Source organism: Flavobacterium sp. LC2016-23 (genome assembly GCF_009674775.1).
Classification (GTDB): Bacteria; Bacteroidota; Bacteroidia; order Flavobacteriales; family Flavobacteriaceae; genus Flavobacterium.
The window spans coordinates 87,323-102,411 of record NZ_WKKE01000005.1; the positions used below are offsets into that span (position 1 = coordinate 87,323).

At 33.6% G+C, this 15,089-nt stretch carries 15 protein-coding genes; all 15 read right to left on the reverse strand.

Going from position 1 to position 15,089, the window contains the following annotated elements; genetic code table 11:
* Window position 1: 1 nt before the first annotated feature.
* Complete coding sequence (locus GJU43_RS05565; protein WP_154339830.1) at window positions 2-853, reverse strand: glycosyltransferase; 852 nt, start codon at window positions 851-853, stop codon at window positions 2-4.
* Window positions 854-1,804: a glycosyltransferase gene (locus GJU43_RS05570; protein ID WP_154339831.1), complete on the reverse strand. Its 951-nt coding sequence runs from the start codon at window positions 1,802-1,804 to the stop codon at window positions 854-856.
* A 56-nt stretch (window positions 1,805-1,860) separates the two neighbouring features.
* Window positions 1,861-3,135, reverse strand: coding sequence for an ABC transporter ATP-binding protein (locus GJU43_RS05575; RefSeq protein WP_154339832.1), 1,275 nt, complete (start codon window positions 3,133-3,135; stop codon window positions 1,861-1,863).
* A 33-nt stretch (window positions 3,136-3,168) separates the two neighbouring features.
* Window positions 3,169-4,035 carry an ABC transporter permease gene (locus GJU43_RS05580; RefSeq protein WP_154339833.1) on the reverse strand — a complete coding sequence of 289 codons (867 nt, stop codon included), beginning with the start codon at window positions 4,033-4,035 and terminating at the stop codon, window positions 3,169-3,171.
* 175 nt (window positions 4,036-4,210) lie between these two features.
* A complete protein-coding gene (locus GJU43_RS05585) occupies window positions 4,211-6,178 on the reverse strand; it encodes a nucleoside-diphosphate sugar epimerase/dehydratase (RefSeq protein ID WP_154339834.1) in 1,968 nt (655 codons plus the stop codon).
* Between the two features lie 192 nt (window positions 6,179-6,370).
* Window positions 6,371-7,507, reverse strand: coding sequence for a DegT/DnrJ/EryC1/StrS aminotransferase family protein (locus tag GJU43_RS05590; RefSeq protein ID WP_154339835.1), 1,137 nt, complete (start codon window positions 7,505-7,507; stop codon window positions 6,371-6,373).
* Window positions 7,500-7,925 (reverse strand): WxcM-like domain-containing protein, encoded by a 426-nt coding sequence (locus GJU43_RS05595; RefSeq protein WP_154339836.1) that lies wholly within the window; start codon window positions 7,923-7,925, stop codon window positions 7,500-7,502. Before GJU43_RS05595 ends, GJU43_RS05590 begins: the two co-directional genes overlap by 8 nt.
* Complete coding sequence (locus GJU43_RS05600; protein WP_154339837.1) at window positions 7,925-8,887, reverse strand: glycosyltransferase family 4 protein; 963 nt, start codon at window positions 8,885-8,887, stop codon at window positions 7,925-7,927. The genes GJU43_RS05595 and GJU43_RS05600 overlap by 1 nt, the downstream gene beginning before the upstream one ends.
* Before the next feature lie 38 nt (window positions 8,888-8,925).
* The gene (rfbA, locus tag GJU43_RS05605; protein WP_154339838.1) at window positions 8,926-9,795 is read right to left on the reverse strand and encodes a glucose-1-phosphate thymidylyltransferase RfbA; all 870 of its coding nucleotides are present in this window, start codon (window positions 9,793-9,795) and stop codon (window positions 8,926-8,928) included.
* Window positions 9,796-9,824: 29 nt separating this feature from the next.
* Entirely contained in the window at window positions 9,825-10,673 is an 849-nt protein-coding gene (gene rfbD / locus GJU43_RS05610; RefSeq protein WP_154339839.1) for a dTDP-4-dehydrorhamnose reductase, read from the reverse strand.
* Window positions 10,673-11,221, reverse strand: coding sequence for a dTDP-4-dehydrorhamnose 3,5-epimerase (gene rfbC / locus GJU43_RS05615; RefSeq protein ID WP_154339840.1), 549 nt, complete (start codon window positions 11,219-11,221; stop codon window positions 10,673-10,675). The genes rfbD and rfbC overlap by 1 nt, the downstream gene beginning before the upstream one ends.
* A gap of 80 nt (window positions 11,222-11,301) precedes the next feature.
* Window positions 11,302-12,234, reverse strand: a complete 933-nt coding sequence (locus GJU43_RS05620) for a GDP-L-fucose synthase (protein ID WP_154339841.1) — start codon at window positions 12,232-12,234, stop codon at window positions 11,302-11,304.
* Window positions 12,235-12,280: 46 nt separating this feature from the next.
* On the reverse strand, window positions 12,281-13,399 hold the full coding sequence (gmd, locus tag GJU43_RS05625; RefSeq protein ID WP_154339842.1) for a GDP-mannose 4,6-dehydratase: 1,119 nt from the start codon (window positions 13,397-13,399) through the stop codon (window positions 12,281-12,283).
* A gap of 30 nt (window positions 13,400-13,429) precedes the next feature.
* On the reverse strand, window positions 13,430-14,359 hold the full coding sequence (locus tag GJU43_RS05630; RefSeq protein WP_370455507.1) for an NAD-dependent epimerase/dehydratase family protein: 930 nt from the start codon (window positions 14,357-14,359) through the stop codon (window positions 13,430-13,432).
* Window positions 14,329-15,072: a glycosyltransferase family 2 protein gene (locus GJU43_RS05635; protein WP_154339843.1), complete on the reverse strand. Its 744-nt coding sequence runs from the start codon at window positions 15,070-15,072 to the stop codon at window positions 14,329-14,331. The genes GJU43_RS05630 and GJU43_RS05635 overlap by 31 nt, the downstream gene beginning before the upstream one ends.
* Between the last annotated feature and the right edge of the window lie 17 nt (window positions 15,073-15,089).

Below are 15,089 nucleotides of genomic sequence, written 5' to 3' on the forward strand. Positions count from 1 at the left end.
GCTATTTTAAGTTTAGGAATTCTTTCCAAAAAACGGTGTGATATTTATTTTTGGGAGCTATTAAAAATAGTTTAAGCCAGACTTTTAGGGCAAGGAAAGGCCTTTTATACCTAAAAGACAGGTAAATTATTTTCTTAGCATTTTCAATCTCAAGAACCTTCTGTTCTTCTTTTTGTATATTACCGACTCCAAGAGGCAATATCCTATTATATAAACGATGTATTTTCAAAGTTGATTGTACCCAATCGCCGCTTAGTTGGCCTTCGGATAAATGTTCTACTAAAAATTGGTTGGTAACGACAATCTTTTTATTGTTCCGTTTCACATTAAACGAAAGATCTAAATCATAGTTATGGAAACCGCCCAGCTTTTCATTGAACAAAAATGCATCAGCTTTACGCATCGCCATAAAAACACCATCAATGGCTACCACTTCTTCTACAGCTTTATCTTTCCAGCCAACCTGCCAATTTTCGATTTCCCCGCTAGTAAGATGCTGTCTTATATTGATGATCCTGTTTTCCAGAGGACAATCCCACCAGGCAGAAGGCATTTTGGTTTTTACTGTAGCTCCCGCAATACCAATTAGTCCTATTGTTTCGTCAGATTTAAAAATAGTTTCAATCACCTTTCCCCAACCCGGAGTACGGAATACAATATCATCATGAATAAAACACAGGTAAGCTCCGGAACTTTTTTGGATCCCTAAATTATAAGCTTCAAAAATAGAATAGTTGTTTTCCGAGTTATCGATTACAAGTAACTCACATTCAGAATCAATTGTATTTTTTATATTCTCCTGAAACTCCCGAGCGATTTGTTTTGTCCGGGAACAAATGATTATTGACAGCATTTATTTTAGCTTTGAAAGTGTCTTTTTTATTCTTTTTAAAAACTTCCCGGGATTTTTATAATAAAAACCAAGCCTTTTTATTTTCATGAAAATAAAATGACGGGAAACAAAAGCATCTTTGTAATTTGATTCGATCTTTTCCTGATAATAGGACTCCATCATATTGTAATGCTCGGTCACAACCCGTATTTGTTTCTCTAAAATAATTCTCTTAATATTTTCATCCTTAAGGTATCCAATCATGCAGGAATACATTTTGACGTTATTATTAGCAATATCTAAAGCTGACATTCTGGAAATCACTCCAACGTTAAATCTGTAGACCGCCATTTTATCTTCTAAATATTTCAGTTTACCATAACCCGCAAGAATAATATAAAGGAAATAATCCCCTATTGGAGATAATCGAAACTCAAAAGGAAGAGTTCTGAATACATTTCTAAAAACTACAGAAGGCGTGTGGATATAATTCCCAAGTCTTGCTAAAGTTTCTATGGTTTCATGGTTTTCCGGAACCTTTGTAATAAAATCATCGTCAATTGTTCCGTCTGGTCTTAAAATTTTTATGGGATGAAAGCACAGGACATAATCCGGATTTGCTTCTAAAAAATCAACCTGTTTTTGTAGTTTTAACGGGTCTGTCCAATAATCGTCTCCTTCACACAGGGCAATGTATTTTCCCAGGCATTGATTAAAAGCAAAAATACCGTTTTCCTGCATTCCGATGTTTGCCTCCTGCCTGAAATATTTGATTCTATGGCCCTGAGAATGGTTTTTGATGATGTCATTAATTATTTCCGGTGTGCTGTCGGGTGAGCAGTCATCCGCAATAATTAATTCAAAATCAAAATTCGTCTGCTGCATTAAAACTCCTTCTATAGCTTGCTTTATATAAAGTTCATGCTTAAACGTAATCATATTGACTGAAACAGTCAATTCATTATTTTCCATTGCTACAAGAGTTAAATTTTATCATAACACAAATTAGACATTCAATAAGACTAAGCTTATTTTTCGACTTCATTTTTCCATTCAAATTGCGGTTTAATGTAGCCCGGTTCCCTGCCCATATACGTTCCTAATTCCCTTCCGGAATCCACAACTGTAAAGGAAATGATATCACTTTCGGTAAAAAGTAATTGTCTTGAATCTTCAATGATAAAAAGCGATAAAAAATATTGTCCCGATTGAAAAAAAGAGGCCGGAAAATTACAGCTGATGTTGTTTACTCCGGTTTCCAAAGAAAATGATCCGGCATTCGAAAAGGAAAACATCGCCTCGCCCATTTCATTATATAAATGATAGGTTATATGATAGCGTTCTGCATCTTTAACTTTTAAGTCTAATTTCGTGGTAAGGGTGATTATTTCTTTTTCCTGCAGTAGTTCATGCGAAGTTCTGCCGGGATTATTTAAGGAAATTTCATTTAGTTTAAAGATGGGAAAATCATGTTCTTTTCCGAACGTTTTTAAATTCATTGCCTCAGGATCGCCCCCAAGATAATAACTTACGGCATTTTCTATATCCCCTTCAAAAACTACTTTTCCATGCTCTAGAATAATTCCCTTGTTACATAAGCTCTTTACTGCTGCCATATTATGGCTCACAAACAAAACGGTGCGTCCCTGTCCTTTCGAAATGTCCTGCATTTTTCCGATAGCTTTCTTTTGGAATTCTGCATCACCTACCGCTAAAACCTCATCAATTACTAAAATTTCAGGTTCCAGGAAAGCTGCTACCGCAAAAGCCAGGCGAACGGTCATTCCGGAACTGTATCTTTTTACAGGCGTGTCTATATAACGTTCGCAACCGGAGAATTCTATAATTTCATCCAGCTTTGAAGCAATTTCTTTTTTGGTCATCCCCAAAATGGCACCATTTAGGAAAATGTTCTCACGACCGGTCATTTCGCCATGGAAACCAGTACCCACTTCAAGAAGTGAAGCAATACGTCCACGTGATTTTATACTCCCTGTGGTTGGAGCGGTTACCTTTGATAATATCTTTAGAAGTGTCGATTTTCCTGCTCCGTTTTTACCGATAATACCCAATACCTGTCCACGCTCCACTTCAAAATTTATATCCTGCAATGCCCAGACATATTCGGAAACTGCTTTGGTAGAACGGTCGTTTGTATCCCCAATTTTAAGATAAGGATCTTCTTTTCCGCGCACCTGATGCCACCATCTGTTTAAATCGTGACTTAATGTTCCGGTACCAACCTGACCTAAACGATATTGTTTAGAAATATTTTCGGCCTTTAATATGATATCTTTTTCCAATTGAAAAATTATAAGTTTTGTATTTGTAAAAATTTAAACAGTGTCAATAAAGCTTTTTTCCGTTTTATTGAAAACTAAAAGACCAAGAAAAAATACTACTATGGTAATAATCGTAGTGTAACACAGTCCTAAAATAGATATTTGGCCTACATTTAAAAGCATATATCTGGAGGTTTCTATAATGTAAGCCAGGGGATTATATTCTACAATCCAGCCATAACCCGGTAGTTTTTGTTTAATTAATTCCATTGGATACATTACTGCTGATAAATACATAAGCAGCTGTATTCCGAAACCAATCAGGTAGCTAAAATCACGGTATTTTGTAACCAGGGAAGAAATAAACATTCCCAGTCCCAAACCCAGAATTCCCATCACCAAAATAAGAAGTGGAAAAAGCAATACGGAACCATTTAAACTCAGGTCTTTCCCCTGAATATAATAGTAACAATAAAAGGCAATGAAAATAAAAAACTGTATCCCGAATTTAATCAGATTAGAAATGACAACTGAAAGAGGCGTTATAATTCTGGGGAAATAGACTTTGCCAAATATCCCGGCATTTGCTTTGAAAGTATCAGAAGTACCGTTAAGACAAGCTGTAAAATAATTCCAAACCGTTATTCCTGCCAGATTGAACAGGAACGGAGGTACATTACCGGTATTGATTCCGGCAACATTATTAAATATTATGGTAAAGGTTATTGCTGTAAACAAAGGCTGAATAAGATACCATAAGGGTCCTAATACGGTTTGTTTATAAACAGTAATAACATCTCGTTTTACAAACAGGAATAGTAAATCCCGATATTGCCAGACTTCTTTAAGATTTAGGGAGAAGAATTTATTCTTTGGTGTTATTTCAAACAACCAGTCATTTGTAGTATTTGTATTGTTCATTTTCAGTTGTATTACAATTAAATTGCAATAATATTATTTAAAATAGAGAGGGGGCTTCCTTACTATCACACGCAATTAACAAGATTTTTAGTCTTTTAAAAATTATTTAAAAAGCAAAAAGGCGTTTTAAAAAACACCCTTTTATCTTATTTCAATCAAAACTTACTATTCAAAATTAATTATCCAAAACTTCAAAAGCCGAATTCATACTTTTGAATTCCGGAACAATTTTTTTCATTTTGGCCACAATATCGTCATTATCATAGAAATCTGCAATCCCGATGAGTTCATCAATCTCAACGTGCAGGTTTTCATACTCGTCCTGTATCTCCTGAGCGATCATAATTTTATTATGATAGGTTGGTAATGTTTTAGAAGTATCATTTAATAATTCTTCATATAATTTTTCTCCCGGTCTTAATCCGACAATTTTTATTTTTATTTCTTTGTCAGGAATAAAACCTGCCAGTTTGATCATCTTTTTGGCTAAGTCAATAATCTTTACCGGTTTCCCCATATCGAAAATATAAATCTCTCCTCCGTTACCCATTGCTCCTGCTTCCAGTACCAACTGGCATGCCTCCGGGATAGTCATAAAATAACGAATAATGTCCTGATGCGTTATGGTAACAGGTCCTCCGGCAGCAATTTGTTTGGTAAACAAAGGAACCACTGATCCGTTCGAACCTAAAACGTTACCGAAACGGGTGGTAATAAACTTAGTTACTACCTCAAAATTCTCCTGTTGATTTTTTAAGAATAAAGACTGAACGTATTTCTCTGCAATCCTTTTACTGGCTCCCATGACATTGCTGGGATTAACTGCTTTATCAGTGGATACCATCACAAATTTTCGAACATTGTATTTGCAGGATAAATCGGCTAAGTTTTTGGTACCTTTAATATTGGTCAGGATAGCTTGTGCCGGATTTTCTTCCATCAAAGGAACGTGTTTGTAGGCTGCTGCATGATAAACAACATGAGGACTGTAAGTTTTGAAAACCTTTTCCAGTGCTTTTTTACTTCTCACATCTGCAATTACGGCCACAATTTTAGTTTCAGAATCGACACTTAAAATTTCCAGGCATAAATTATGAAGCGGTGTTTCGGCATGATCTAAAATAATAATCCTTCTAGGATTGAATCCTAACACCTGTCTTACTATTTCGCTTCCTATTGATCCTGCTGCTCCTGTAATTAGTACTGTTTTGTCTTTTAATTGTTTTGAAATTGACTTACTATCTAAAACTATTGGCTTTCTTTCCAATAAATCTTCAATTTGTATGTTTTTTACTTTTTGGGAAATCTCTTTTTGATTTTCCCAGTCGGAGATCAATGGTACTGTATAAACTCTGTAGTTAAACTCTAAGCATTGGTCAACAATAATTAATTGTTCCTCTTTAGACAAACTTTTATCTGCTATAATGACACCCTCTGCAGCTACAGATCGCATTAATGCAGGCAATTTTTTTCGTAAGATCAGAATTGGAAGATCGAGCATTCGCTTAGAGGCATTCTGATTGTTTTTATCTACAAAACCAACAATTTTAAATCTTGACGGCGTTTCAAATTTCAAAGCATTCGCTACGGAAATAGCATTAGCATCCGTTCCGTAAATAACGGTTCTGATTAGTTTAGAATTTGTTTTCTCCGAGAAATATAATTCAAAAGTCTGTTTTACAATTACACGATACAAAAACAATCCACAAAATGACAACACCAAATTAATGAACAGGGCTGTATTCAAGAAGGCCTTGTGCCCGACATATAATTCAAAAACTAAATTTATAAATAAGAAAAACACTAAAACCGACATCTGCGAAAACAATAGCTTTATCGCATCAATGTAAGAAGAATGTCTGATAATACCCGAATAGGTTCTAAACAACCAAAAGAAAAATACATTTACAAAAATGAGACTGCCAACGAAATAAGAATGATGTGAAGTTATAATATAGCCTAATGCCGTACCTTCAAACAACATATAGGTAAACGTAAAAGAAAAAATCAGGACCATTACATCTATTCCAACAATAATCCACCTTGGCAAATAACTAAGGTTATTAATATTGGCTCTTAAATTTCTTGGCGAAAAAAAAGTATGCAGTAAATCAGTGACTTTGGTTTGTTTATCTGTATTCAACGTGGTTTGCTTTGATAATCTTTAATTGTACTTATTACAAAAATACAAATTAAAGATATTAAAAATTTCTTTTCCTTTAAAAATAACATGCGTAGTCCCTACTCATATGTTATAAAAATTGAATTAAAGTGTATTTTCATAATTAAAAGTAAATACTATTGATATATTATGAAAATTCAGTCAATTCTATTCTTAGATCTGAAATAATTGATTTATTACCTCTTTAATTCTTGCTTGTTCACCAATAGTTAAACTGGTGCCTGATGGAAGACACAAACCTTTTTCAAATAAATCTTCAGAAACGGTCGTACCATAATAAGGATATTGAGAAAACAGGGGCTGTAAATGCATAGGCTTCCACAAAGGTCTTGATTCTATATTATTTTCCTCAAAGGCCTGCAATAAGATCGTTCTGTTTATATTTGAACCAGGTTCTATTAAAACAGTGGTCAGCCAATAGTTTGAATCATAGTCGGCATTTAAATTTTCAAAAACAGTTATTCCATTTATATCTTTAAATACATTAACGTAAAAATCGTGAATTTGTTTTTTAACTTTTAAATTAGAGTTCAAAATCTTCATTTGCCCGATTCCGATTCCGGCACAAACATTACTCATCCGATAGTTATATCCAATTTCGCTGTGTTGGTAATGAATAGCCTCATCTCTCGATTGGGTCGCATAAAAAATTGCTTTTTCTTTGAAAGCCTTAGAGTGTGTAATAAGGGCTCCGCCGCTGGAGGTAGTTATAATTTTATTTCCGTTAAAGGAAAAAATTCCAAAGATTCCAAAAGTACCGCATTTTTTACCTTTGTAATAACTTCCCAGTGCTTCAGCACTGTCCTCAATAACAGGAATTTCATATTTATCTGCAATAGCATGAATTTCATCCACCTTATAAGGCATTCCGTATAAATGAACTGCTATAATGGCTTTTGGTTTTTTGCCTTTGGCTATTCTGTCTTTAATTGCAATTTCGAGGTTTTGCGGACAAATATTCCAGGTCTCCGCTTCACTGTCTACAAAAACAGGAGTTGCTTTCTGATATAAAATAGGGTTTGCAGATGCCGAAAATGTCATACTTTGACAAATTACCTCATCTTCTGCTTTAACACCGAGTAGAATTAATGCTAAATGAATCGCAGACGTTCCTGAATTTAAAGCCGCTACCGAAACATCATCCTGTAGAAATTCCTGCAAATCATTTTCAAAATCATTCACATTTGGGCCACCGGAGGTAATCCAATTATCATCTAAAGCTTTCTGAATATACTTTAATTCTTCTCCGCTTAATTGTGGCAATGACAAAAAAATTCTTTTATCAGTCATTAATTTTCCAATAATTTGAATCATATCTAACATCATCTTCGCTCACATTTGATAAAGGTAAAGTCGAAAATGAAATTAATTTAGAGTCACTTTCCAAAGACTCTATAGCATTCGCATATCCTGCGGGAATATGAATAATTTTACTATCTGAAGCACTTGCAAATACCGTTTCAATAACCAAGTCCTTTGACGGTTCTTCCCAATTATCAATTTTTACAAAATGGATTTTAAAAGATCCGCTTAGGCAATAGAAGTTTTTAGCATCCAGCTTATGTCCCTGCCAGGCCCTTAAAGGATTTGCATCAGAATTACTTATTATGTAAAATCTTTCAATGTCTTTGAAACTAAAATCATTTACATATGAAATAGTTCCTCTATGGTCTGAAAAATTTCCTCCCTGAATTATTTTGGGTTCCATTAGCTAATTTTTAAACTTGCTTTACGAATCAGGTAGAATTTCAATGAATACACCAAAATGAGTGGTACGATAATTACAACAAAAAGTGTAACTGTTTCCAGTTTATCATAGAATAATATAACTATGGCTGAAATAACACTTTGGGTTATGGCGTAAATTAAAGATACAATACGATGCTGGATTTTATATTCGTTGCTTAATATCTGGTAAAAATGCAGCCTGTGTGCTTCAAAAATATTTTGTTTCAGGTGTAATCTATGTAAAATTGTACAAATTGCATCAACCCCGTAAACTGCTAAAAACAAAAGCCAAATAATTGAATTCGTAATTAATATCAATTTCAGGATGAGGAAAATAACCCAAAAAGCGATGGCAATACTCCCAACATCACCGGCAAAACATTTTGCTCTTTTTCTATAATTAAAAAATAAGAAAACAAGACTAGCCAGCATGGCATAGATTATGAAACTTGCATCTGTAAAAAGCTGCACATTTTTATTTACATACCATAAAGATCCCATAACCACTAACGTATACAAACCTGTTATGCCATTGATACCATCCATGAAATTGTACGCATTGATAATCCCGATAGCAAAAATATAGGCCAAAACAATGGCGATTGGAGGTAAATTAATAAACACCCCTAAATCATAAAAAATTAAGCTAATAGCCAGAAAGTGAACCGATATTCTGATTTTAGTGGACAAACTCTGAATGTCATCCCAAAAGCTTACCAGGGTTACCAGTGTAATTCCCGTAAAGAAAAAATAGTTGTAGGATATATTTTGAACAAAATAGAGCAATGCTGCAAACCAGAAAATGATGCCACCGCCCCGTAATGTAATTTCGCTATGAGAACTTCTTAAGTTTGGTTTATCAATAATATTAAAGCGATCGGCCACTTTAAAATATAACAATTCAATTATAAATAAGATAAGAAATATTATGGTATAAATCATAAGCTAAAAAAGAACTTCAAAAAATTGAATTTCGCAGATTAAATTTTAAATTTTAAAATATTCAAAAGGTATTCACCGTAACCAGATTTTTTTAAAGGTTCAGCTAAACTTCTTAACTCCTCAGAAGTTATAAAACCTTGTCTCCAGGCAATTTCTTCGATACAGCCTACTTTTAGTCCCTGACGTTCTTCTAAAACCTGAACAAATTGCCCGGCCTGCATTAAGCTGTTAAAAGTTCCTGTATCCAGCCAGGCGGTACCTCTGCTTAGTATTCCAACTTTTAATTTCCCTTGTTCAAGATATACTTTATTTACATCTGTAATCTCATATTCACCTCTCGCGCTTGGCTTTATATTTTTTGCGATTTCAACAACAGAGTTGTCATAAAAATAAAGTCCAGGTACTGCAAAATTTGATTTTGGTTCTAGTGGCTTTTCTTCAATAGAAATTGCATTTTTATTATCGTCAAACTCCACAACTCCGTAACGTTCAGGGTCTGCCACATGGTATGCAAAAACAACTCCACCTTCCGGATTCACATTTTCTTTCAATAATTGCTGTATATGAGTTCCGAAAAAGATATTATCGCCTAAAACTAATGCTACTTTATCGTTACCAATAAATTCTTCACCAATTACAAATGCCTGAGCTAGTCCATTTGGATTAGGCTGTTCAGCATAGCTGAATTTACATCCAATAGATTTCCCATCTCCTAATAACTTTTTGAAGTGAGGAAGATCATGAGGTGTCGAAATAATTAAAATCTCATTAATCCCTGCCATCATCAAAGTGGAGAGTGGATAATAAATCATCGGTTTATCATAGACCGGCATTAATTGCTTGCTCACTGCTAAAGTTAAAGGATGTAATCTCGTTCCTGATCCACCAGCTAAAATAATTCCTTTCATATTTTTATTTTTATTGTGACATCTGCCATTTACAAACTCATCATTTTTTTCAAACTTTCTTTGTACTCCGGAACATCAACATTATAAATTTGTTTGATTTTTGACTTATTTAGCAAAGAAAATGCCGGTCTTTTTGCCGGAGTTGGATAAGATGCCGAAGGTATTCCACTTACTTCACACGTATAACCTCCAATTTCCTTTATTGCCAATGCAAATTCGTACCAGCTAATTTCTCCTTCATTTGAAAAATTATAAATTCCACCCGTCCAATTCGAATGTGTAATTATTGTTATAATAGCTTGTGCCAGATCAGCAGCATAAGTAGGACTTCCTGTCTGATCATTTACCACACTAATCGTATCTCTTTCACTCATTAATCGCGACATGGTTTTTACAAAATTGTTTCCAAAACCTGAATATACCCATGATGTTCTCAGGATTATGGCTTCCGGATTATTTTGCATACACAAATGTTCCCCTGCCAGTTTGGTTTCTCCGTAAACATTTATGGGATTTGTTGGTGCATTCTCTGTCAAAGCTGTAGATGATGTTCCATCAAACACATAATCAGTAGACACATGTATTAATTTCGAATTATTTTTTGAAGACCAGCCTGCCAGAATACCAACCGCTAAATGATTAATAGTATCTGCAAGTTCTTTTTCAGACTCTGCTTTATCTACAGCTGTATAAGCGCCACAATTAATAATTACATTTGGATGAATTTGTTCTAACTGTTTTTCTAAAGCGGATAAATTATCTAAAGAAATCTGATTTCTGTCTGCAAAAATCCATTCAAATTGAGGATAATTTGCAGATAACAATCTTAATTCAGAACCTAATTGGCCATTTGAACCTGTTACTAAAATTTTTTCCATTAGAATAAGCTATTACAGTTCTCAATAAAAGGAAGTATCTGATCTTTTTCAGAAACAATGGCGCTCTCCAAATCCATTCCCCAATCAATATTTAGAGAGGGATCATCAAATTTAATTCCACCCTCAGAAGCTTTATTATAAAACTGATCGCATTTATACATGACAGAGGCCGTTTCGCTTATTACTGAAAAACCATGTGCAAAACCTTGCGGAACTAATAACTGTTTTTTATTTTCTGCCGATAACAAAACACTAAACGCTTTGCCATAAGTGGGTGAATCTTTTCTAAGATCTACCGCAACATCAATAATTTCGCCTTCCAACACACGTACTAATTTGGTTTGTGCAAAAGGAGGATTCTGGTAGTGAAGGCCTCTTAAAGTTCCTTTTTTTGAAAAAGACTGATTGTCTTGTACAAATTCAATATTAATATCTAAATCTTCAAATTTAGTTTTGCTGTAGGATTCAAAAAAATAACCTCTTTCGTCCCCAAAAACTGTTGGTTCCACTACTACTAAATCTTTTATAAATGTTTTTTCAACTTTCATAATCATTTTTATATTTAAATTATTAAAAACACATTAATAATTAACTCTCTGCATTTTTACATAATCAAATACTCCTTTCATTAATCCCAAACATTATCTTTTATTTCTTCATAAACTCTCTGAATACCTTCTTCTAAAGTTGTTTTAGCTTTCCATCCAAAACCATTTAATTTAGAAACATCCATTAATTTGCGCGGTGTACCATCTGGTTTTGTAGTATCGGTTACAATTTCACCTTCAAATCCAACAATCTTTTTTACTAAAATCGCTAAATCCAAGATAGAAATATCTTCACCAACACCAATATTTACCAAACCGGAATCATTATAATTTTTCATTAGAAACAAACATGCCTCAGCAAGATCATCTGCATGTAAAAACTCTCTTTTAGGGCTTCCTGTTCCCCATATTGTTACCGATGAATCTCCATTGCGTTTGGCTATAATGAATTTTCTGAGCATTGCAGGTAATACGTGAGAATTTTTTAAATCATAATTATCATTTGGTCCATACAAATTAGTAGGCATTACCGAGATAAAATTACAACCATATTGATCTCTGTAAGCATCACACATTTTTATACCTGCAATTTTAGCGATTGCATAAGGTTCATTTGTAGGTTCTAATTCACCCGTAAGCATATATTCTTCCTTTAATGGTTGAGGGGCCATTTTTGGATAAATACAAGAAGATCCCAAAAACATTAATTTTTTTACTTTATTTAAATAAGACTGATGAATAATATTATTTTGTATCATCAAATTTTCGTAAATAAAATCTCCTCTATAGGTATTATTGGCAATAATTCCCCCCACTTTTGCTGCTGCTAAAAAAACATATTCTGGTTTTTCATTTTCAAAGAAATCTGCTACCGCTTGCTGGTTTCGCAAATCTAATTCAGATGAAGTCTTTAAAACAAAATTCGTATATCCTTCCGCTTTTAATTGCCGTAAAATAGCTGACCCCACCATTCCGCGGTGCCCAGCTATATATATTTTATCATTTAAATTCATAATTGTTGCTTTCTAATGTAAGAATATTTTTTTTGATCAATCTAAATTAATATCTAATTGATGACCGTACTTCTTTTAGCATTTTTTCTCTTCTAACATTGTCAAGATCACATGCCATCATTTCTTTTACTAATCCTGCCAAATCATATTTTGGAACCCAGCCTAACTGTGTTTTTGATTTCGTAGGATCTCCAATAAGCAAGTCTACTTCTGTTGGACGGAAATATTGAGGGTCAACAGCAATAATCTGTTTACCTACTTCAATCTGATAGTCCGGATTACTACAAGAAGCAACAAATCCTTTTTCATTTACTCCCTCTCCTCTGAATTCGATTTCTATTCCTACTTCTCCAAATGACATTTTAACAAAATCACGGACATAGGTAGTTTCTCCCATAGCAATCACATAATCTTCAGCAACATCTTGTTGCAGAATACGCCACATGGCTTCTACATAATCTTTAGCATGTCCCCAATCACGTTGTGCATCTAAATTTCCTAAGTATATACAATCTTGTTCGCCCAAAGCTATAGCTGCTGTCGCCATAGTTATTTTACGAGTTACAAAAGTTTCTCCTCGACGCGGCGATTCGTGGTTAAATAAAATTCCATTACAGGCAAACATATTATAAGCTTCTCGATAGTTTTTCGTAATCCAGAAACCATAAATTTTTGCCACTCCATAAGGCGAACGCGGATAAAAAGGAGAACTCTCGTCATAAAATCCTTTCTCGTTTTTGTTTTCAGCCAAACCACCATACAATTCAGACGTTGACGCCTGATAAATACGCGTTTTCTTTTCCAGACCCAAAATACGCACCGCCTCTAAAATTCTTAATGTACCAATACCATCAACATTTGCAACATATTCCGGTGAGTCAAAAGAAACTTTTACATGGCTCATTGCTCCTAAGTTGTAAATTTCATCTGGCTGTATCTCTTGAATAATTCGAATAATATTAGTAGAGTCCGTTAAATCACCATAGTGCAATTTAAAATTCACATGCACTTCATGCAGATCCTGATAAATATGGTCAATACGTTGTGTATTAAAGGAAGATGCTCTTCTTTTAACACCATGAACCATATAACCTTTCTCTAATAATAATTCTGCCAGGTACGAACCATCTTGTCCTGTAATACCTGTTATAAGCGCTACTTTCATTTTATCTTCTTTAATATTATTTACTTTAATTTATTTTTTTAGTGTACTAAAAGACTTGAAGGTCTTTAATAATCCTTCATAAACAGAAACTGGAAGTGGTTTTCCAATTGCATTCTTAATTTTTTCATTACTTACCACATAATTTTCTGTAAGCTTTTGAAGTCTTTCTGAATTAAGAGGCAAGTGTAAAAAATCTCCAAGTTTTGATATTCTTTTTATTACCGTCACTGGAATTTGCAAGGCAATAGTCTTTTTATTCAAAGCCTTGTTTAATGTCAGAATTAAATCATTGGTAGAAATTGCTTCATCATCTGCAACTTGATAGACACCTGAATCAATGCCTTCATTTTCTATCAGCTCTTTGATTACAAAGCAAAGATTTTCAATACTTAAAAAAGATCTTTGATTTGAAAAAGCTCCTAATGGCCAAGGTATTCCTTGTGAAACAAGTGTATACAAAAGATTTAAGTTTCCCTTATTTCCAGGGCCATGAATCATACAAGGTCTAATTATATAAACTCTTTTTCCGTCAGGCAATTTCTTATCTAGAATATATTGTTCTGCCTGCAATTTAGAAATCCCATAATGTGTTTTAGGATCAGAATTAGTATTTTCTATTAAAACCCCCTCAACTTTATCTGCACAAGCCTTAACGCTACTCATAAAAATAAAAACCTGAGCATCTGAATTTAAAAAACCATCAAATAATTGTTTTGTTAACTCAAAATTAGCATCATAATAATCCTTTGGTTTTGAAACTTTTTTTAAATCATGTGCCTTACCAGCCAAATGAACTATAGCATCTGATTCTAACCTAAATTCCTGATCAGGCAAAAAACGAACACTTAAAGGTTTTATTTCGTAATTTTCTTTTAAATAATCCTGAAGATTTAAACCGACAAAACCTGAGGCTCCTGTAATTGCTACCTTCATTTCCTCAAAAATCCGATTATTTTCCATAAAAAACGCCCTTTTATTTTTATAGGAGAAAACCGAATGTTATTCATGCTTAGCGCCTTTTGAATTTCCTTTGTAATCAACGAATATGATGATGATCCGGAACTACTTAATCCTCCAACCAACATTGCTGTAGTAGTAATTCCAGAGTATTTCCAAGTTATATTATTTTTCAAAAAGAATCGGGTAATAAGCTCATAGTCGGCTCCAATTTTAAATCCTAACTCATAATTTCCAAATTTATTAAAGAGGTCTTTTTTAAAAAAAATAGAAGGATGAGGCGGCATAAAACCAATTCTTAATTTCTCTGGACTCCAAAATTTAGACGAGTATAGCCTTAAAATTTTACCATTTTCTTTATGCTGAAGAATATTTCCAACAGAAGCATCTATTTCATTATTTTTATGAAATGCTGCTATTTGTTCCAAAACCAACTCATTATTAAACACATCATCAGAATTTAAAATACCAATCAAATCACCGGTTGCCATCTCAATCCCTTTATTCATTGCATCATAAAGCCCCTTATCTCTCTCCGATATCCATTTGGTTACTTTATTCTCATGTTTCTTTATAATTTCTAAAGTATTATCTTTAGAATTACCATCTACAATTATATATTCTACATTTTTATTAGTCTGCTCTGCAACGGAAAGAATTGTTTTTTCTATGGTTGCGGCACTATTGTAACAAACTGTAATTATTGATATTTTCATTTAAGTTTAATTACTAT

Excerpts from the sequence above, each read along its gene's own strand:
- GJU43_RS05565 (WP_154339830.1), bottom strand. The coding sequence starts at position 853 with ATGCTGTCAATAATCATTTGTTCCCGGACAAAACAAATCGCTCGGGAG.
- GJU43_RS05570 (WP_154339831.1), bottom strand. The coding sequence starts at position 1,804 with ATGGAAAATAATGAATTGACTGTTTCAGTCAATATGATTACGTTTAAG.
- GJU43_RS05580 (WP_154339833.1), bottom strand. The coding sequence starts at position 4,035 with ATGAACAATACAAATACTACAAATGACTGGTTGTTTGAAATAACACCA.
- GJU43_RS05590 (WP_154339835.1), bottom strand. The coding sequence starts at position 7,507 with ATGACTGATAAAAGAATTTTTTTGTCATTGCCACAATTAAGCGGAGAA.
- GJU43_RS05595 (WP_154339836.1), bottom strand. The coding sequence starts at position 7,925 with ATGGAACCCAAAATAATTCAGGGAGGAAATTTTTCAGACCATAGAGGA.
- GJU43_RS05600 (WP_154339837.1), bottom strand. The coding sequence starts at position 8,887 with ATGATTTATACCATAATATTTCTTATCTTATTTATAATTGAATTGTTA.
- rfbA (WP_154339838.1), bottom strand. The coding sequence starts at position 9,795 with ATGAAAGGAATTATTTTAGCTGGTGGATCAGGAACGAGATTACATCCT.
- rfbD (WP_154339839.1), bottom strand. The coding sequence starts at position 10,673 with ATGGAAAAAATTTTAGTAACAGGTTCAAATGGCCAATTAGGTTCTGAA.
- rfbC (WP_154339840.1), bottom strand. The coding sequence starts at position 11,221 with ATGAAAGTTGAAAAAACATTTATAAAAGATTTAGTAGTAGTGGAACCA.
- GJU43_RS05620 (WP_154339841.1), bottom strand. The coding sequence starts at position 12,234 with ATGAATTTAAATGATAAAATATATATAGCTGGGCACCGCGGAATGGTG.
- gmd (WP_154339842.1), bottom strand. The coding sequence starts at position 13,399 with ATGAAAGTAGCGCTTATAACAGGTATTACAGGACAAGATGGTTCGTAC.
- GJU43_RS05630 (WP_370455507.1), bottom strand. The coding sequence starts at position 14,359 with ATGGAAAATAATCGGATTTTTGAGGAAATGAAGGTAGCAATTACAGGA.
- GJU43_RS05635 (WP_154339843.1), bottom strand. The coding sequence starts at position 15,072 with ATGAAAATATCAATAATTACAGTTTGTTACAATAGTGCCGCAACCATA.